At 55.2% G+C, this 18,946-nt stretch carries 16 protein-coding genes; 7 read left to right on the top strand and 9 right to left on the bottom strand.

All coding sequences use genetic code 11. The annotated features are described in order from the left end of the window. The first annotated feature begins 134 nt into the window (after positions 1–134). The gene (locus tag P0119_12590; protein MDF0666895.1) at positions 135–995 is read left to right on the top strand and encodes an OmpA family protein; all 861 of its coding nucleotides are present in this window, start codon (positions 135–137) and stop codon (positions 993–995) included. Positions 996–1,009: 14 nt separating this feature from the next. Then, positions 1,010–2,638 carry a hypothetical protein gene (locus P0119_12585; GenBank protein MDF0666894.1) on the top strand — a complete coding sequence of 543 codons (1,629 nt, stop codon included), beginning with the start codon at positions 1,010–1,012 and terminating at the stop codon, positions 2,636–2,638. On the opposite strand, the gene P0119_12580 is transcribed toward P0119_12585, so the two are convergent. The 3 genes from P0119_12580 to P0119_12570 form a co-directional block, all read right to left on the bottom strand. Continuing rightward, on the bottom strand, positions 2,639–2,932 hold the full coding sequence (locus tag P0119_12580) for a hypothetical protein (protein MDF0666893.1): 294 nt from the start codon (positions 2,930–2,932) through the stop codon (positions 2,639–2,641). It lies immediately after the preceding gene. Then, positions 2,929–3,255: a hypothetical protein gene (locus tag P0119_12575; protein MDF0666892.1), complete on the bottom strand. Its 327-nt coding sequence runs from the start codon at positions 3,253–3,255 to the stop codon at positions 2,929–2,931. Before P0119_12575 ends, P0119_12580 begins: the two co-directional genes overlap by 4 nt. A gap of 767 nt (positions 3,256–4,022) precedes the next feature. Next, a complete protein-coding gene (locus tag P0119_12570) occupies positions 4,023–5,036 on the bottom strand; it encodes a toll/interleukin-1 receptor domain-containing protein (protein MDF0666891.1) in 1,014 nt (337 codons plus the stop codon). Positions 5,037–5,463: 427 nt separating this feature from the next. On the opposite strand from P0119_12570, the gene P0119_12565 reads away from it, so the two are divergent. Together P0119_12565 and P0119_12560 are read left to right on the top strand one after the other, a co-directional pair. Next, a complete protein-coding gene (locus tag P0119_12565) occupies positions 5,464–8,928 on the top strand; it encodes a DNA polymerase III subunit alpha (GenBank protein ID MDF0666890.1) in 3,465 nt (1,154 codons plus the stop codon). Positions 8,929–8,980: 52 nt separating this feature from the next. After that, positions 8,981–9,952, top strand: a complete 972-nt coding sequence (locus P0119_12560) for an acetyl-CoA carboxylase carboxyltransferase subunit alpha (GenBank protein ID MDF0666889.1) — start codon at positions 8,981–8,983, stop codon at positions 9,950–9,952. 170 nt (positions 9,953–10,122) lie between these two features. Here the strand turns inward: P0119_12560 and P0119_12555 are convergent, their stop codons facing one another. Further along, complete coding sequence (locus P0119_12555; GenBank protein ID MDF0666888.1) at positions 10,123–10,749, bottom strand: hypothetical protein; 627 nt, start codon at positions 10,747–10,749, stop codon at positions 10,123–10,125. A 137-nt stretch (positions 10,750–10,886) separates the two neighbouring features. On the opposite strand from P0119_12555, the gene P0119_12550 reads away from it, so the two are divergent. Continuing rightward, the gene (locus P0119_12550; protein MDF0666887.1) at positions 10,887–11,603 is read left to right on the top strand and encodes a hypothetical protein; all 717 of its coding nucleotides are present in this window, start codon (positions 10,887–10,889) and stop codon (positions 11,601–11,603) included. A gap of 101 nt (positions 11,604–11,704) precedes the next feature. Here the strand turns inward: P0119_12550 and P0119_12545 are convergent, their stop codons facing one another. The 3 genes from P0119_12545 to P0119_12535 form a co-directional block, all read right to left on the bottom strand. After that, positions 11,705–12,460 (bottom strand): SDR family oxidoreductase, encoded by a 756-nt coding sequence (locus P0119_12545; protein MDF0666886.1) that lies wholly within the window; start codon positions 12,458–12,460, stop codon positions 11,705–11,707. A gap of 142 nt (positions 12,461–12,602) precedes the next feature. Next, on the bottom strand, positions 12,603–13,511 hold the full coding sequence (locus P0119_12540) for an AraC family transcriptional regulator (GenBank protein ID MDF0666885.1): 909 nt from the start codon (positions 13,509–13,511) through the stop codon (positions 12,603–12,605). Positions 13,512–13,696: 185 nt separating this feature from the next. Continuing rightward, entirely contained in the window at positions 13,697–14,938 is a 1,242-nt protein-coding gene (locus P0119_12535) for a TIGR03862 family flavoprotein (protein ID MDF0666884.1), read from the bottom strand. A 291-nt stretch (positions 14,939–15,229) separates the two neighbouring features. Here P0119_12535 and P0119_12530 point away from each other — a divergent pair, with 291 nt between their 5' ends. After that, positions 15,230–16,852, top strand: coding sequence for a heme peroxidase family protein (locus tag P0119_12530; protein MDF0666883.1), 1,623 nt, complete (start codon positions 15,230–15,232; stop codon positions 16,850–16,852). A gap of 61 nt (positions 16,853–16,913) precedes the next feature. Here the strand turns inward: P0119_12530 and sigZ are convergent, their stop codons facing one another. Next, complete coding sequence (gene sigZ / locus P0119_12525) at positions 16,914–17,540, bottom strand: RNA polymerase sigma factor SigZ (GenBank protein MDF0666882.1); 627 nt, start codon at positions 17,538–17,540, stop codon at positions 16,914–16,916. A 43-nt stretch (positions 17,541–17,583) separates the two neighbouring features. Further along, positions 17,584–18,027 carry an ArsI/CadI family heavy metal resistance metalloenzyme gene (locus P0119_12520; GenBank protein MDF0666881.1) on the bottom strand — a complete coding sequence of 148 codons (444 nt, stop codon included), beginning with the start codon at positions 18,025–18,027 and terminating at the stop codon, positions 17,584–17,586. Positions 18,028–18,274: 247 nt separating this feature from the next. Between P0119_12520 and tenA the strand changes: the two genes are divergently transcribed. After that, positions 18,275–18,943: a thiaminase II gene (gene tenA / locus P0119_12515; protein ID MDF0666880.1), complete on the top strand. Its 669-nt coding sequence runs from the start codon at positions 18,275–18,277 to the stop codon at positions 18,941–18,943. The last annotated feature ends 3 nt before the right edge of the window (positions 18,944–18,946 follow it).

The following is an 18,946-nucleotide window of genomic DNA, read 5'->3' as shown; positions in this document are numbered from 1 at the left end:
GCAAAGAGAACCTGTGCGCCCTTCTGCTGAGTCTGCTTGACTGGTCGAATCTCACCCTAGCCCGCAGATCATCAATTATGGTACCGTGCCGCGTCGCACCCCGATAGTCATCTTGTCTACAACGGGCTGATCTCATGAGCCGTACGGGGATCCTCATCGGCGGTGTGGTGGCGCTGATAGTCCTCGCCCTGGTGTGCATCCCAAGACATCTCTCCTCGCCATCACAGCCCACGGCCTTGATTCCTGCCACCTTTCACGCCAGCCTCGAACAAGGCAGTTTGGTGCTTCGAGGTTCGTTGCCCAATGAACGCAGCAAGCTGACCATTCTTGATCAGGCTCATACACTCTCTGCGAAAACGCGAATGCGTGTGATCGACCAGTTCATCGTCGATAAGCAGGTCAAAGCGGCTGTGTGGGTGGACCAGGTTCCGCAACTCTTGCCGATCTTGGGTTTGATGGTCAAGCGGGGTTCCATCATCATCGATGGGCGCTCGCTGGTCGTGACCGGTCAGGTTCCCGGACATCGCGAAAAGGCTGAGGTACTACAGGCCATGGCTCCGGCGATACGGGCGGGCTTACGAATTGAAGACCGTGTGGTGGTCGTGCCGACGACAGCATCGACCTCCACCACTGTTCCCCTGTCGGCATTACAGCTGTTGCTGAATCAGGTCCTGGCGAAATCCTCGATCGAATTTGAGCCGAAGAGTGCCACGATCACGACCAAAGGACAGCTCGTGCTGGACCAAATCATCGTTCTCTTGCGAAGAACTCCGGACACGCCGATTGAAATCGGGGGCCATACCGATACCGTTGGTGAGGCGGAGTACAATATGCAGTTGAGCCGGCGACGTGCCGAAGCGGTAAAGCAATACTTGACCAGTCATGGGCTCACGAATCCGTTTACTACCATCGGCTATGGTTCGACACGCCCTCTCACCCATGGGAGCCAGCAACTGGGCCTCCAACAGAATGAACGGATAGAAATACTGATGTAAGGACGGAATGACCTATGATCACACTCATGAGTCAGATGGTCGGATGTCTCCTCGTCGCCGCTGGAATCGGTCTCGCGGTCGGCTGGTTGTTGCGTGGCCTCCCAAAACGTTCGATTGAGCAACCATACGGGGATCTCGCCAAACAATTGAGAACCAAGGAACAGGCGCTGGAGACGATGTCGCACGATTTGAAGGTAAAGACCTCGGCGATGCAAGTGTTCGAACAGAAACTCATGTCATCCGAGATGTTGTACTCCTCAGCCCAACGTGAGCTCACCGCGCGCGGCGAACGGGTGAAGGCGCTCGAAGCAGAATTGGCTGTACGATCAAGACGACTGACGGACTTGGAGGCTGAGGGAGTCGCTGCACGCCAACAGGTGAGTGAGGTCAATACGATCGCGGCTGCCCACGATGAGGAACTCCGCGCGGCCCAACAGGCCAGTCGTACGGCCGACCAAGCCCGCGAGGTCATGGAGCAGGAAGTCCTGGTCCTGCGGGAGCATATCGCCCAACTCAACGAAGGCCTCGTCGATCGGGACCGACTCCGAACTCAGGTTGCGAAGCTGAGATCGGCGCAAGACCGCATCCATCAACTGGAGGTGGAACTGAGTGATCGGGAGGCCGCCCATCGGGGCGGGATCCAGCAGCTCGAACGGTCCATCGCTGAACGCGACCAACAGATCAGCGAGTTCGATGCGATCGCGACCGCCCAGACTGAAGAACTGCGTGCGGCCCAACAAGCCTGTCGGACCACCGACCAAGCCCGCGAGGTTATGGAGGAGGAAATCCGGGTGCTGCGAGAGCATATCGCCCAACTCAACGAAGGCCTCGTCGATCGGGACCGACTCCGAGCCCAAGTCAAGAAGCTGGAATCGGCGCAAGACCGCATTCATCAGCTGGAGGTCGAACTGAGCGATCGGGAAGCCGCCCATCGGGGCACAATCCAGCACCTCGAACAATCCATTGCTGAGCGGGACCGGCGAATTGAGGAGCTTGTGCCGGTGACTCATCTCCTTCGCGAGAAGGAATCAGAGCTCAAAGAATGGGAAAGAACATCCGCACGCACCGGTCATCAACATGACGTGGAGGTGGCGAAACTCCAAAAACAATGTGTTGCACAAGGCGAGCTCCGTGCACAACATTTGCGTGATGAACAACTGTTGCATGATCGGGACGAACAGATTGGGGGTCTTCGCCGTCAGTTGCAAGACCTTCAAGCGGAGCGTCAAGATCTATGGAGAGCGGTGCAGGGTATTCCAGAGAAAGATGAGCAGATCGATCGCCTGCAAAAACGCCTCAAAGAGACGCGGGCGGCATTTCGCGGTAAAGCATCCCCAGCCGCCGTAGCGTCTCGTCAGAGCCGACAGAATGGAGCCGAGCCTGATTCCCCGATAGGACAGTCAAAAGTGAGTAAAGACGGTCAGGGAGACGATCTCAAAAAGATCTCTGGGATCGGACCTGCCGTCGCACAGACCCTCAATAAGATGGGCACCCGCACGTTTATCCAAATTGCTCGTTGGAAACCGGAAGATATCGCGAAGATCGCAAAGAAGCTTGAGACCGATCCTGAGCGCATTAAACGGGATAATTGGATTGCCGACGCCAAGAAGCAACACTACCGAAAGTACGGGGAACGGCTCTGACTAAAGAAAGTTTGCGGCGGCGCTAAGAGAAGCACAGCTTCCCACTGCAGAGGGGCTCTGACCGGTTCCTCCGGCACTACCGGCAAGGAGTGCTACACCGTTCTTCCAGCACCGAGTTAGCTTCCGGTTGGTTTTAGCCGCAATCTTGGTTGTCTCGACACAACAGGATGACCAGATTCTTTTTCTTTCTTTCTTTCTTAGGTCACTGCAGATCGCAAAGAGGTCATAATTAAATTTTGCTGCATGCGCTTCTCGTGTCTTGCGCACTTCATCCACAATTGGATCGGGTTTCATGACTCGATACCTCCCAGTTCTTCCGGTGAGCAGATGATGAGACACTCGTAGCCTAGCGCCTCAATAGCAGATCCAATCCGCGCTTTCGCCTCCGCGTTGTTGATGTGGCGGAAATTCCAGGTCAAGAGGAAATCCATTCCATGGACCGTCGCCAACGCGATATGTAACGCATCTTCAACGCTGGATTCGGGAATCAGTCCCCCATCAATCAAATGTCCGGCCACTGACTCAGCGGCATCGTTCATCTCCAGAATCGGCAGCCCACCCAGAGCATCAGATCGCCTCTGCGCTGCGGCGGCATCACCCGCTTTGGCTTCCTCCACGACCAGGACGGAAATGTAGATCTCATATGCCCTCTCGCCTCATTCCACCACTCCTGAGTGATGGTTTGCCGAGCCGCAGTCACAATATCTCGACTCGGTCTGGCGGCGTAGTGGCTGATTACGGGCGTTTCTACGTACACTGAAAATGCCATAACATATCAGTTTAGCAGCAAGCGGCTGCTGGAAGCTAACGGTGGCGACGACGCGATCGAGTACCTCAAGGTATGGCTGTCGGCCCTTATCGTCCGTGAAGATGGTTTGTCGGGCGTTGACCCAGACAGTGACGTGGGAGAGAGCGCCAGGGAATTCGATATGCAATGGGCGAGCTATGGGGCATAAAGTAACTCACCCGTTGCATAAAACAAGATCTGACTTTGTAATGTGGGGGATTTACGGCTCACTGAAGGGAATCGTGGCTGACAAACGTGACGTATGCTGAAGTATTCGGTGGCGCGATCGAATATATTTTTCTACACTATGCACGATTCAAGATCCGACCCTCAACTTCTTTCTTGACCTCAGGCAATGACAAACAGTTTCCCGACTTCCCAACCCTCTTTCGTGGCTCACAAAATCCTCCTGATGCCGGCACAGTTGCGCTGTGTCGAAAACCGCCCCAGCTTGACCTTGCCTGCGAGTGGTCCCCGAGAAGCCGCATAGCGCTATGCCCTGCAGGAGATTGAGACCCTGAAACTGTGACGCTCTCATTTTTCACGCCGGATTCGGGATAAATATAAGTACGAAGCTCTCGCAAACGCCCTGACCGATTAGCCCTCGCGCTTAAAACGCGGTTCCACGCCGAGCTGCTCGGCGAGTTTCTCCGCAACATAACGAATGTCGTAAGTCCACCGTGTATCTCGGATCTCCATGGCGTTTCTCCGAGCGACGCCCTGAAGTTCTGTTGGAAGTTGATCTTCGCGTGGCATTGCAGCACCATCGATCAGTACTGGGATAATGGGAAGATTGTGCTCAATCGCGGTTTCCAGCTCTCGCCGAACCAAGTCTGCAGGGTTCGTTAGACGGTGACTGCCGAAATCATCCTTAGCGAAAGCCCAGTCCTTGCCGATCACTGCAAGGAGGAGGCAGGAGTCGGCAACAGCACGCAAACTCTCCGCGACAAAGTCGACCCCCGGGGGAATGTCGTCTTGGTCGAAGAATACATTCCGGTCGCCAAGAAAAAGTCTCAGGTTGTCCGCAAGTCGACCGCCGCGCCCCTGAGCATTCTCGCGGCGATAGTTTACAAAGATCCTTGGCGCTTGCTCGCGCTTTGCACTTTGCAGCCCGGCTTTCCGCTTAGCCGTCTTGCTAGTCTGTCTCTGACTAGAACGGAGTCGTTCGCGTGCTGGTGGCGTAACGTCTTGATGTCGTGGGCTAAATTCTCCCCTCCAGCGTCCGAGAACTTCAGACAGTGCTAGAAGCGTGGGAAGAGGCGCTTTCCGGTCTAAGGTAATGAATTCTGTCCCTTCAGTAGCTCCGCCGCCCTCAACGCCATCTTCCACTAGAGCCAAGGCCGGTTTGTTGATGCTCCTGACATAGACATATTCATCACGGACCCAGGCGTGGGTGGTCCAGGTGCCGTCTGCGAGCAGGTCGCGCCTCGTAAACAGTGCAACAAGAGCATCTGTTTCCTGTAAGCACCGCTTAATCGCTTCTGAGATGTTTTCACCCGCAAGGGTTTGGCCGGATACGATGCGCGCACCGTGACTGGCGAGTATTCGCTCGACGACATTCACCAGGTCGTGATCTTCCTCACGGAAGGAGAACGACAGGAATATTCGCATTCAACATCCAGTTCGTCCTGACTGGCTCTCAGATCCCCCTGGTCGGGCTAATAATAATTAGCTGTACCCACATATGTCGCAGATCTTCGAGTTTCTGTCCGTAGAACACGCCGCGTGTTTTCCTGCCGAGAGACTAAGAACTCTTTTCTCCTCAATGGCTTCCTCCTCGTTCGGTCACTTATCACGGGTCCTTATGTGGATCGGCCTAAACATCTCCTGGAATGGGTTCACATCCCGTCCGGCGGACTGCGGACACCCCGCTGGCTCTTGATGCAACACATGCGTAGATCATAGCCCGCGACACTCACACAAATGTCCTGGCGCGGCACATTCTCAGACGATTCGTCGACTCCGTCAAGTGCCTCTTAGCCACACCGCATCCTCCAACGTTTGACTTCCCCTCCCCATCTCCATAGAATCGCTCGCCATGGCTTCATCCTTCGTGCACCTGCATCTCCACACCCAATTCAGTCTCCTCGACGGCGCCAATCAGATTGAGCCGCTGGTTCGGCAGATCAAGTCGTTCAATCAGCCGGCTGTGGCGATGACGGACCATGGCAACATGTTCGGCGCGATCGAGTTTTATCGCAAAGCCAAAGAGGTGGGCGTCAAGCCGATCATCGGCTGCGAAGCCTACATGGCGCTTGGCAGTCGACATGCCAAGAAAGACAGCGGCCTCGCGCATAATGATTACTATCATCTGATTCTCCTCGCGAGAAATCTGACCGGTTATCAGAACCTCATTAAGCTCGTCAGTAAAGGATATCTTGAAGGATTCTATTATAAGCCTCGAATCGATAAGGAACTGTTGAAGTCACATCATGATGGCATCATCGCCCTTTCAGGCTGCCTGAGCGGCGAGATTCCCTATCTCATCGGCCAGCAAGATATGCAGGGAGCCATGGCGGTCGCCGGTGAATTTCAGGAGATCTTTGGGAAGGATCACTTCTACCTCGAGGTGCAGGCGAACGGACTCGATCATCAGCGGGTGGCCAATGCCGGCTTGATGGACATTCATAAGAAGCTCGGGATTCCGCTGGCTGGCACGAATGATTGTCATTACTTGAACAAGGAAGACGCGCGGCCGCATGAGCTGATGCTGTGCCTGCAGACAGGAAAGACGGTCAGCGATCCCAACCGGATGAAGTTCGACACGGATCAACTGTACGTCAAATCAACGGAGGAAATCGCTCCCGCGTTCGCGGAGTTTCCCGGCGCCGTGACGAACACCTGCCGCATCGCCGACCATTGCGAACTCGACCTCCCGCTGAACAAGACTCATCTTCCACAATATCGGGTCCCAGATGAATTCAAGGATCGTGAGTCCTATTTGGAACATCTCGCCCTCGCCGGTTTGAAGGAACGACTAAAAGAAAGGCCCAGTCGGGTGGCTTCTGCTGCCTATGATCAGCGCCTCAGGGAAGAATTGATGGTGATCTGCTCGATGGGGTTTGCAGGCTACTTTCTCATCGTGTGGGACATCATCCGCTTCGCTCGTTCAAAGGGGATCCCGGTAGGGCCTGGGCGGGGTTCTGCCGCCGGTAGCCTTGTGGCCTATGCCCTGCGCATTACCGATCTCGATCCACTCGTCTATACCCTATTGTTCGAGCGTTTCTTGAACCCCGAGCGCGTCTCGCTTCCTGATATCGATATGGATTTCTGCATGGATCGTCGTGGGGAAGTGATCAATTACGTGGTGGACAAGTATGGAACCGACCATGTCGCTCAAATTATTACGTTCGGCACACTCGGCGCGAAGGCTGCGATTCGCGACGTGGGGCGCGTGTTGGAAATGCCCTACGCCGACGCGGATAAAGTTGCGAAGCTGGTCCCCAATCAATTGAACATCACGCTGCAGCAGGCATTGGACACAGAGCCTCGCTTACGCGAGCTGGTGGAGACGGACCCCAAGGTCAAAGAGCTCATGACCAATGCGCAATCCCTCGAAGGCCTGGCTCGCCATGCTTCGACCCATGCAGCGGGCGTCGTGATTTCCGAAGGACCGCTCACCGACCACGTGCCCCTTTATAAGGGTGCCAACGACGAAATTGTGACCCAGTACTCGATGGGGGACGTCGAGAAAATCGGGTTGGTCAAATTCGACTTTCTCGGTCTCAAGACCCTCACGATGATCAGGCGTGCCGAAACCTTGATCAACGACACGCATCCCGAGGCGCCGCAGCTCGTGATCGATCAGGTGCCGTTCGACGACCCGGCCACATTCGCGCTGTTGAGCTCCGGAAAAACAACGGGACTGTTCCAGCTGGAAAGCTCAGGCATGCGGGATCTCCTCACCGGACTGAAGCCCGATCGATTCGAAGACATCATCGCCATTATCGCGCTCTATCGCCCCGGACCGATGGACCTCATTCCTGATTTCATCAAGCGAAAGCAGGGTAAGGTACCGATTACCTATGAGGTTTCAGAATTGGAGCCGCTCCTCAAGGAGACCTATGGTGTCATCGTCTATCAGGAACAGGCCATGGCGATTGCCAACAAGATGGCCGGGTTCTCGTTGGGCCAAGCCGATATTCTTCGTCGTGCGATGGGCAAAAAGAAGCCGGAAGAGATGGAAAAGTTGCGCGCCAAGTTCCTCGATGGCGCGAAGCAGAAAAAGATTCCTGAGAAGAAAGCCGAAAAACTCTACGAGTTGATTCAAAAATTCGCCGGATACGGCTTCAATAAATCACACGCCGCCGCCTATGCTGTTGTCTGTTACCAAACGGCCTATTTGAAGGCCCACTACCCGACCGAGTTTATGGCGTCCCTGATGACGACCGACATGGGCAACCAGGACAAGCTGGTTGGCTATTTCACCGAATGTCGTGATCTGGGCATCAAAGTGCTGGGTCCGGACGTGAACGCCAGCCACACGCACTTTGCCGTCGCCGGTGGGGCCATCCGGTTCGGTTTGGCCGCAATCAAGAACGTCGGCGAGGGGGCCGTGGAGTCGGTCCTGGAGGTGCGGATTCAGGGTGGCCCCTTCGGATCGTTATTCGACTTCTGCCGGCGGGTCGATCTCCATAAAGTAAATAAGCGTATGTTGGAAGGCCTCATCAAGTCTGGCGCTTTCGATTCCACTGGTGCCAAGCGTGCGCAATTGATGGCGGTGCTCGATCAAGCCGTGGAAGAAGGCGCGGCGGCCCAACGCGAGCGGGAGCTCGGGCAGATCAGCATTTTCGGCGAAGAGGTGAATGGGCACCCCACCTCAACCGCCTTGCCGACTCCCCCGCTGCCCTCGCTTGAGGAATGGGATCAAGCGCAACGATTGAAGTATGAACGGGAGCTGACCGGGTTCTATATTTCCGCCCATCCCCTTGCCCGCTACGAAGCGACCCTGAGCGCCTTATCGACCACCACGACAGTGGGATTGAAGGAATGCCCTGACGGCGGCGAGGTGAAGATCTGCGGCATTATCGCCACGGTCAAATCGATGCTGACGAAGAAGGGCGATCGAATGGCCTATCTCACGGTGGAAGATCTGCAAGGCACCATTGAAGTGATCGTGTTTCCCGATTTGTTCAGGACGGCAGGTGAGCTGATCGCACCCGAACGGATTGTCCGCATCACCGGCACCATCGATCGAGGAGACAAGGGTACGAAAATTCGGGGCAGTAAGATCGAACCGCTCGCTGAGGTCCAAGCGCAGTCCATCAAACGGATCCGTATCCGCCTCAGTGATTGTCCGGAGGTCCGTGAGCAGTTGCCTCGATTGTTGGACATCTTTCGACGGCATCCCGGTAGTACCTCGATCTCGATGTTGTTTCGAACCGACGGCACCTTGGAAGCCGAGACCGCTCCCCTCCCTCATCTCACCGTGTGCGCCAGCGACCATTTTATGTCGGATGTTGAGGAAGTGCTAGGCAAAGGGACCCTCTCTTTGCTATCTTAAAAGGCTCCAGTTGGTCAATGTGGCCGATCGTGGTACGGAGTTGAACAGGACTATGCGCGATTACCTCGAATTTGAAAAGCCGATCCGAGAGATCGAAGAGAAGATTGAGAAACTTTCTGACACAGCCACCAGCGGGAAATCGTCCATCCAAAATGACATCCGCAAGCTTCGTGCAAAGCTTGCGCAAACCGAACACGAACTCTACAAAACTCTGACCCCCTGGCAAAGAACCCAACTGGCCCGACACCCTCAACGCCCAAGCACGCTGGACTATATCAATGAACTGACGAGAGACTTTCTTGAATTTCATGGCGACCGTGTGTTTGGAGACGATCGGGCCATCGTGGGAGGGTTTGCCCGATTCAACGACCGCCCCGTGATGATTATCGGTCATCAAAAAGGCAAAACTCTCAAAGAGCGCATGCAACGGAACTTCGGCATGCCCAACCCGGAAGGGTATCGAAAGGCGCTGAGGCTCATGAAAATGGCGGAAAAGTTCAACCGCCCGATCATGACCTTTATTGATACGCCTGGTGCCTATCCTGGTATTGGTGCCGAAGAACGTGGACAAGCCGAAGCCATCGCCCGCAATCTGTTTGTCATGTCTCGATTGACCGTGCCGATTATCTCCGTGGTCATCGGTGAAGGGGGAAGCGGAGGGGCCTTAGCCCTCGGCGTCGCCGACCGCATCCTGATGCTGGAACATGCGGTCTATTCGGTCATTTCACCTGAAGGCTGTGCTGCGATTCTTTGGGACAGCCCGGAGAAGGTTCCCGATGCCGCCTCTGCATTGAAAATGACCGCACAGGATCTGATGGCGCTCGGAGTGATCGACACCATTGTTGCCGAACCGCTGGGTGGTGCCCATCGCGAGCCGCGAGCCGTCTGCAGCCTGGTGGGAAAGGCGCTGACCAACCAACTATTCGATCTGCTTGATCTTCCCGTCGAACAACTCCTTGCTCAGCGGGATCGGAAATACCGAAAGATGGGGTCCGTCACGGGTCTTCTCCAACATCAAGCCTGACCGGCGGCATCATCGTCGTTTCCTTCCTCTAACAGGTAACAGGCTGCGGAAAAACCCTCCGCTCATCCTTCGAGAGCCTCAGGAGGTACGGATCGGTCATTGAGTTTGCTGAAGTTTTTCGTTCGTGCTGAGCCCGTCGAAGCACGCAAATCGAGTTTTTCCGCAGTCTGCTAGAGAAGTCCTGTTCCACGAAAGCGCTGTTCGATAGCAGCCAGAATCTGCATTGCCAGTGCCTTCCGATGGGGATCGAGCACCGCCGCATCGAGATAGCGATCGACCGTTCGCGGTAATTTCCGCCACCATGCAAGCGCGGAGATCCTGGCTTGTTCGGCACCAGTAGCCTCGCCTCTGAGCAGTCGGTGAATCTCTTGTTCAAAAAATTCCACATGGACAAGTTCGTCCTCCCGGATCGAGGCTAAGTCCGGCCGTAGCGTGACGAGTAACGTCGCGAGTTCAAGTCCCAGAGACTCATACCCGTAGAGCTGAACGGCCAACGCGGGCCATTGTCTTGGGACGGAGGGAAGCCGTTCCCGTTCGCGAGGCCGGCGACCAATCATGTTTTCAAATTGTGCCAGATGTTGCTGCTCATCTTCCTCGTGTTTTCGGAGAAAGGCATAGACGTTCGGAGGAACATCTTGTTGTAAACGTGCCGACCGTACCGTCCAAAGCGCCATGGCCTCGGCTTTGAGAAACCGTTCCAATAGAGCGGTCTCGCACGCCGGTGGGAGTCGAATGACCGTAGCTGCGTCGGACGACATGATCGCGCCATAGTACGCATACTCCGGCTGATTGTCCAAGCTGTCTTGGAGGAGAGGTTGCGGAGGGTTGACTGATCCCCATCATCTGTGTACATCTTACGCGCAGCTACTCACCGGACCGACTGCCGACTCCGGCACAAGGGGTTTCGATTTAGTCAACCCATGAGGCAACAGCTATGACAGGTCCTAGCGGTGCAACGTCCCTGGCCGCTCAACAGGTTGTTCTCTCTGTGCTCGTCGTGACCTTGCTCTTGGAAGTCGGCTGTGTCAGTCGGCAAACGTACGATAGAGTCAAGGCGGAGACCTTGGAGCAGACCCAAGCCTTGGAAGCGGTACGAGAGGACGTCAGAGAGCTGGACCAGGAGATCGTGAAATTGCAGGCCTCGAATCGACGAGAAGAGGCCGTCAGGTCCGAGCTGCAGGCTGCCATTCAGCGGGAAGAAGAACAGTTGCCGATCCTGAGACAGGGGGCGGAGGACACCTTCGCGTCGCTCAAAACACAGGTGGCAACCTTAATGAATCAAAGTTGGGATTTAGCGCGCAAGATCGTGGACATTCGGCAGGAGAGTACCTCGTTGCAAACCAAGGTGGCTCAGTGCAAGGAGGAAATGAAACAGGCCCAATCGTCCTCGTTGATGGCATCAAACGCGAACAGGCCGTCCGTACCTCAGCCCCCCGTCATGGAACCGAGTCCCTCTGCGGTACCGACCGATTCAGGCGCGACATCACCACACATGGAACAAGCCGATCCGACTCCTCCAAACCCATCTCCTGTCACACCGACGGTATCCTCACCTTCCGTGAAGGTTGACCCACCTTCGGCAAACGACGACTCGTGGATCGGAATGATCATGAGCTGGTTCTTCAAATTCTGGAATTGGCTGTTCGGCTAAAGACCTCATCGGCCGTCCATCGCTTCAGGGAACGCTCCGTTATGCCACGGAAATATCTTGCGCACGAGGCACATTAACGGTGTTCCCAGAGATTCTCGAACCTATCGTGTTGTGTAGCCGCCGTTGGCGAAGATGGTCTGTCCGGTAATCCACCAGCCGTCTGTCGCCAGAAATTTCACGATCGGCACGATGTCCGAAATGTCGGTGAGTTTGCCGTTCATGCCTTGGGACTTGTGGTAGGCCACGGCTTCCGGTGATTCGGCAGGATAGAAAAACGGCGTATCCATCGGGCCTGGTGCCACGCTCGCCACGGAGATGCCGCGCGGGCCGAACTCTTTGGCAGCTGCACGGGTAAAGTGTTCCACAGAGGCCTTGGAGCCGGCGTAGGTGGAATAGAGCCCGGTAAAGGCAGCCAGTAGTGAGGTCAAGATCGTGATGATCTTTCCACCATCGCTCATCCGCTTGCCGGCTTCCTGTATGAAAAAATATGCGGCTTTTGCGTTGATGGCAAACATCTCGTCGTAGTCCTTCTCGGTCGTCTCGACAAACGGCTTCTTGAGTACCTTGCCGACCGTGTTGACCGCGATGTCAAGTCGTCCATACCGTGTGATCGCCTCGTCGAACAGTTTCACAACATGGCCGACTTTCGTAAGGTCGCCTTGGATGGCAAATGCTTTCCCTCCAGATGCTTCCACAGCCCGTACAGTCTCATCAGCCGGCGCTTTTGTCGATTCACTGTGGTAGTGAACCACGACCGATGCGCCGTCTCCGCCGAGCGTCCTACTGATGAGTCCACCGAGATTCTTGGCTCCGGCTCCGACAACCACCACCTTTCCTCGCAACATGTTATCCGCCATATCTGACCTCCATTGGTAAGAGTAATGTTTTTCCCGCTTATCGAGAAGCTGTTTACGGCAGAATAGGTAGTGTGTCAGGAAGAAATCTTGAACACAATCACTGCGGTTGGAATATTCTCACGGTTCTCGATGAGAAATCGAATCATGTGCCGCGCACAAGGCGAGGCGTGAGGCCCGTATGGCGACGCATGAGCCTCGTCAAATGACTTTGATCGGCAAAACCGGCTTGAGCGGCAATTTCGACGATAGGTAGCTTGGTCTGTGCGAGCAACGCCCTGGCTCTTTCGATACGTTTTGCCATCAGATACTGATGAGGGGCGAGGCCGGTCGATCGTTTGAACAACGTCAAGAAATACGACGGACTCATTTCGGCGACATGTGCGATCGCTCTCAATGAGAGGTCCTCGCCGAGATGTGTGTCGATGAATTCGACGACTCTTGCTAAGGTGCGTTGAGGAAGACCATGTCTGGCGGTCTGCGGACGGATGCACGTCCCTGAGTACTTTTTGATCAGGTGGACGATGAGCGTATGGGTCAATGAATCGGCGTAGACCCCATCTGCTGACGATGCCTGCTCGAACTCGGCAATCAGACTCTTGGCCAACTGCTCCACTAACTCGTCGCGAAAGTGAAATCGCGGCTCCAGTTCCACTGGCCTGCCCGAACCCATCTCCCTCGCGATCTGATTCACCAGACCTGGATGGATGGCCATCAAGAGCAGCTCCACTGGGGCCTTCCAACGAGGGGCCACGAACAATCCGGCTGGATTGATAATGGCCTCACCTGCTGAAAAGAAAGCTTCCTTTTGCTTGCCATTGATTCGCCATTCCAGTGTGGCTGGATGAGCTGAATGCAGGACCACAATGTGTTTGGGAGTATGTCCGGTCGGACGGTATATGCCGGAATTCGGCTGCTCCAAATCCCGCTCAATGATCAGGCCGTCCAGCTTCGTTCCACTCCCGGAAAGATTTTTGAGATGCGGCTTGATCAACGAACCCGTCGGCCGTTCTTTCTCAAGCTGCACCTTAGTCCCTGGAACAGTAGTCGGCATTGTTGCCCTCTAACAAGGATCAATTTCCTTCAGTTGCTGTGGCGTCTCAGATTAAGGAAGTCGCCCCAAATTATATATGCACCGCTCCGGGGAGAAGCAACTGCATGGAGTCGCTGTTTGCTTACAAGAGACTATGGAGGTCGATTGATGCAGATGTGTCGACTGAGCCGGTGAAGGGGCGATGTTTATTCGGCTCGCGATCTTCCATTTTCTGTCATCCACATCACCGCTCCGCTGCCGGCAAGACGCCCCGTAGCCAAACATGTCGTCAGGAGATACCCGCCGGTCGGTGCCTCCCAGTCCAGCATTTCGCCTGCGCAAAAGACGCCGGGGAGCGAACGAAGCATCAGCCTCACATCAAGCGCCTCAAACGAGACGCCGCCGGCCGTGCTGATGGCCTCTTCCAGCGGGCGCGGGGCCACCAGTGTCAGCGGCAGGGACTTGAGTACCGTGGTCAGGCGAGCAGGGTCCGTGAAGACCTCTTGGGGTATCACCTCGCGGAGGAGACCCGCCTTGACTCCCATAATACCGGCTCGTCGTTTGAGATGCGTCGCGACCGTACGTTTACCACGCGGCTTCGAAAGATCTTGTGTGAGTCGCTTCAGTGGTCGATCAGGTACGAGATCGAGAGACACCGTAGCCGTGCCGGTCTGTTCGATGGCATCACGGACATGGCTTGAGACCGTATAGATAATCCCTCCTTCCACACCGGTCTCCGTGATCATAAACTCTCCCAGTCGATGAACCTCGCTGCCATCCGCGGTCTTCACGGTGATTTCGACGGTCTTCATCGGATGCCCCGCGAACCTTGTCCGAAAATACTCGCTCCATCGCACGTCAAATCCACAATTCGCCGGCTTCAGAGGAGCGATCAATATATTTTGTTCGGTCAGAATACGAACCCATGCGGCATCGGAACCGAGATGCGGCCAACTGCCTCCGCCCAGCGCCAATACGACAGCGTCCGCCTCAACGCTCTGCGGCCCTCCTGGGCTGGTGAACAAAAGATTCCCCTCTTGATCCCACCCACACCATCGATGCCTGACATGGAGCTGTACGTTGGCGTTTCGCAACCGGCGCAACCAGGCGCGCAGGAGCGGTGCAGCCTTCAGATCAGTTGGAAAGATCCGTCCGGACGTACCGACGAATGTTTCCACGCCAAGCTCGTGAGCCCAAGCCCTCAGAGCCGCAGGGGGGAAAGATCTGATCGCTGGTTCGATCAACGCCCGGCGAGTGCCATAGCGCGAAAGGAAGGACTCCATCGGTTCCGAATGAGAGAGATTCAAGCCGCCTTTCCCTGCCAACAGGAACTTTCGGCCCACCGACGGCATGGCATCGTACAGCTCGACGGTGCAGCCCGTACTCACTGCCGCTTCTGCCGCCATGAGCCCGGCGGGACCGCCGCCGACAACCACAATTCTAGACATCCAACTCTCAATACTTTGTGAGGAGAAATGTTGACCAATTCACCTACATGCATTCAGTGAAGGTCGTTAACCGTAGGAATTCAGCTACGCATGAACACAACTACACTACTACGCCCTGTTCGAACATAACTGAACACGTTCGTAGCCTGTGATGGGCGTTTTTCGAGATTTTGCATTGATTCCATCATGGCCTGACTCTTGCTGGTATGCAACAACTCCACAGCGATGGCCATCGCGGTGAGGAAAGGATGGATGCTTTTGTGTTCACACTCAAACGTAGGAGGATTCCTCATGCGCGTTCGAGCGGCATATGTTGTAGCGGTTGGTCTGGCCGGACTGTTATCCGGCACGACTGAACCGGCGGGAGCTGCCGAAGATCTATCGGAGAAAAATAATCTACATGTGACCAAACCCAATCGTCCCCGCTTTCCGGATGATGTCTTTAGCCGCATGTTTCCTGGCTTGCCGCCCTATGCCCCCGCGACCGATGAAGCGCGAGAGCTGGCGAAAAAGCTTGGCGTCAAAGGTGGAGTCATCGACGCTTTGGATCTCCTCACGGATCCGAAAGAGTCGATTGTGAATCCTGGTCCGAACAACCCTGATAATCCGAATATGACGGCCGGGGTGACGTTCTTTGGGCAGTTTCTGGATCACGATCTGACCCTCGCGTTGAAGGCGCCGCTGACAGAACCCACCCTTCCCCGACGGACCACCAATTTCCGGACCGCCGAGTTCGATCTCGACAGTGTGTATGGCGACGGTCCCGACGGGTCACCGGAACTGTACGACAGCAGTTCAGGAGACATCAAATTCCGCATCGAAGCCATTCCCAGTTCCGAGCAAGTGTCTCGAAAGGGGGCAACGCGATATGACCTTCCGCGTGATCACAACAACAACGCGATTATCGCAGATAGCCGGAACGATGAGAATCTTGTCATCAGTCAATTTCACCTGGCCATGTTAAAGTTTCACAACGCGGTGGTCGATCGGTTGCGCGCCGATCCGGCCCAGCAGCATCGTTCGGCTAGGGATATTTTTAGAGAGGCGCGCCGTCAGGTGACTTGGCACTACCAATGGATCATCGTCAACGAGTTCTTGCCGATGACCATCGGACAAGATCGGACGGATGAGATCTTGCGGAACGGGCCGCTGTTCTATAGGGTTCACGATCGAACTCAAGACTCGCGATTCCGCAGCCCGAGACGAGAGCCGTTGATCCCAGTGGAGTTCGCCGTGGGTGCCTATCGCTTTGGCCATTCGCAAGTTCGTCCCAGCTATCGGCTCAATTTCGGAGCAGCTCCCGGCAGCGAGTTCTTCGCCTTCATCTTCGATGATTCGGCCGATCCGAACGATCCCGATCCCAACGACATGCGCGGCGGCAAGCGAGCTGCACGTCGGTACATCGACTGGCAGACGTTCTTTAAGTTGGACGAGAACTTCAAGCCCAACAAGCGGATCGACAGCAAGCTCTCAACCCCACTGATGCTTCTGCCAGGATCACGCGGTCCCGCTCCCGGTTTACCGAATGACGGAGTCCAGTCGCTGGCCTCGCGTAATCTCATGCGCCATGTGAACTTCGGCATTCCGTCGGGACAAACGATTGCACGGGTGATGGGAGCTCAGGTTTTGACTCCGGTACAACTTGCAGAACTTGCTCCCTTCGGCATGGACCGGAGTACCCCGCTCTGGTACTACATTCTGAAAGAGGCGGAGGTTTTCGAGAATGGTATGCGATTGGGACCGGTTGGAGGCCGTATTGTCGGGGAAGTGTTCATAGGTTTACTCAAAGCCGATAAAGACTCCTACCTAGGCGTCGATAAGAACTGGAAACCGACCTTGCCGTCGGCAAAATCCGGCGATTTCGAGATCACCGACTTGCTGATGTTCGCCGGTGTGGTTCCCCCCTTAAACTAGATAGATCCTGCCTTATCCTGTTGGGTACCCTCTCGGCAGAGGGTACCCAACTCATCTACGTTCAGAGTTTCGGTTCGGGTGGCTTCTTCTCAGCTACGCAGACATCACACTCGGTTTTGCGAGAACGATACTCGACCACGCCTTTCCGGCGATCCAGCTCGATCACACAGCAGTCGTCGAGCATCTGTCTGAGCTGTTTGCGCCCTCGCTGGACCCTGGATTTCATGCCGGATAGTGAGATGCCCAGCTGTTTGGCAGCCGCTTGTTGCGTCAGTCCCTCGATCTCCACAAGGGTGATCGCGTCTCGATAGTCTTGTGACAATCGCTCGATCATCGGGCGAAGGCAACCGGCGAGTTCGGCCCGAAGCTCACCTGCATCGCCATCAGGTGTCATGTCTGACATCGAGAGAACTTCGTTCAACACTTCAAGTTCTGAGCTCAATCCAGCCGGGACCTCTCGCTGTCTTCCTGGTTTCCGGTAATGATCGATGATCGCATGACGAGTAACTTGATAGATCCATGAGACGATCCGGTGAGGATCGTTTACCGTATCCAGACGTCGATGGACTCGCACGAACACGTCTTGCAGAATATCGTCGACATGCCCCTTATCGTTGATACGTTTGGCGATGAAGGCACGGAGGCCATCACGAACAAGTTGCCAGAGTTCTTCCGTCGTCTTTATCATGATGGCCTCTCCACCCTTCGCATCCATCCGGTACTGTTCCGGCTTAGGCTCCGCAAGTAACCGGCTCTGAAGCACCGGCCTTCTTTGGCACGCAGCACCCTGTTTGACTCAGTCGTCCTGTGACCTTCAATTGCTCATGAACCGTAAAGATCTCCCAGGCATTCCCGTCCGGGTCGGTAAACCAGAGCTTATCCTGTCTGGCAAAACAACAAGCGATGTTATCCTCTACTCTTTCAAGTATTCCTTCATGTTGCAAACGGGTCTTCCACTCCGCGATTTCCTCGACCGTCTCGACCTCGATTCCCAAATGATCCACGGCACTCACATCTCCGGTGGAGGAAACCAGAGAGAAGTTCAGCGCCGGAGCCTGCAAGTCAAACTTGGCATAGTCCATCACCTGTTTCTGTGGCGACACCCCAAACACTTTTTCATAGAAGACCACCGATCTGGACACATCGCGGACATCAAGCGAAATATGGGGACGCATGGAAAACCTCCTCGTTATCGAGCTACGGGTCATTCCGCACTCACCCCTATGGACGAAGGACCTCAGGAAAGGACGCAGCTATGACAAAAGGAGCATTATGTAACGAAGGAACAGGTACGTTCCGCTCTGATTACCTTGAGCTATGAGTATTGAATTTTGAGTTGAAACTCAACCGTAAAAACTTGAAACTAAACACTGCATATGTCGTGACCACACACCAGAGGCGAAGATCTCTAGGAAGGCCTGTATGTCCTATTCAAGCCATCTACGCAAGCTCGCCACGTCGATCTGGGATGCCCAACTACACCATCCCTTTGTCGTGGCTCTCGGTGACGGAACACTGCCTGAACATAAGTTCAAACATTACATTCTGCAGGATGCGAGATTTCTTGGCGATCTGGCTCGTGTGTTGTCCGCCGCCGCACTGAAGGCCCCTGATTCAGAATCGGCTTTGCGGTTCAACAAGTTGGCCGAGGAAACGATTGTCGTCGAACGGAGCCTGCATGAGAACTATGGAAAGAAATGGGGGCTGACGGCCAAACAGATGACATCCGTGCCGATGGCACCGACGAACTATGCCTATACCAGACATATGCTGGCTGTCGCGGCTTCAGGCACTGCGGCGGAGATCACGGTCGTTGCCCTACCCTGCGCCTGGGTCTACTGTGTCGTCGGACAACACTTGTTACGGAAAGGCTCTCCTGCGAAGAGTCATCCCTACCGCGAGTGGCTGATGCTCTATGCCTCGCCGGAATTTGCCGAAGTCCAACTCTGGATGAGAAAGAAAGTCGATCAGTGGGCCAAGACCGCCGGTAAAGCAGAAAAACAGCGGATGGAGGACTCCTTCATCATCAGCTCACGGTACGAGTGGATGTTCTGGGAGATGGCGTGGAACGAGGAACAGTGGCCGGTGTGAACA

It is taken from the genome of Nitrospira sp. (genome assembly GCA_029194665.1).
Taxonomy (GTDB): Bacteria; Nitrospirota; Nitrospiria; order Nitrospirales; family Nitrospiraceae; genus Nitrospira_D.
This window is presented reverse-complemented; position numbering and strand designations above follow the sequence as displayed.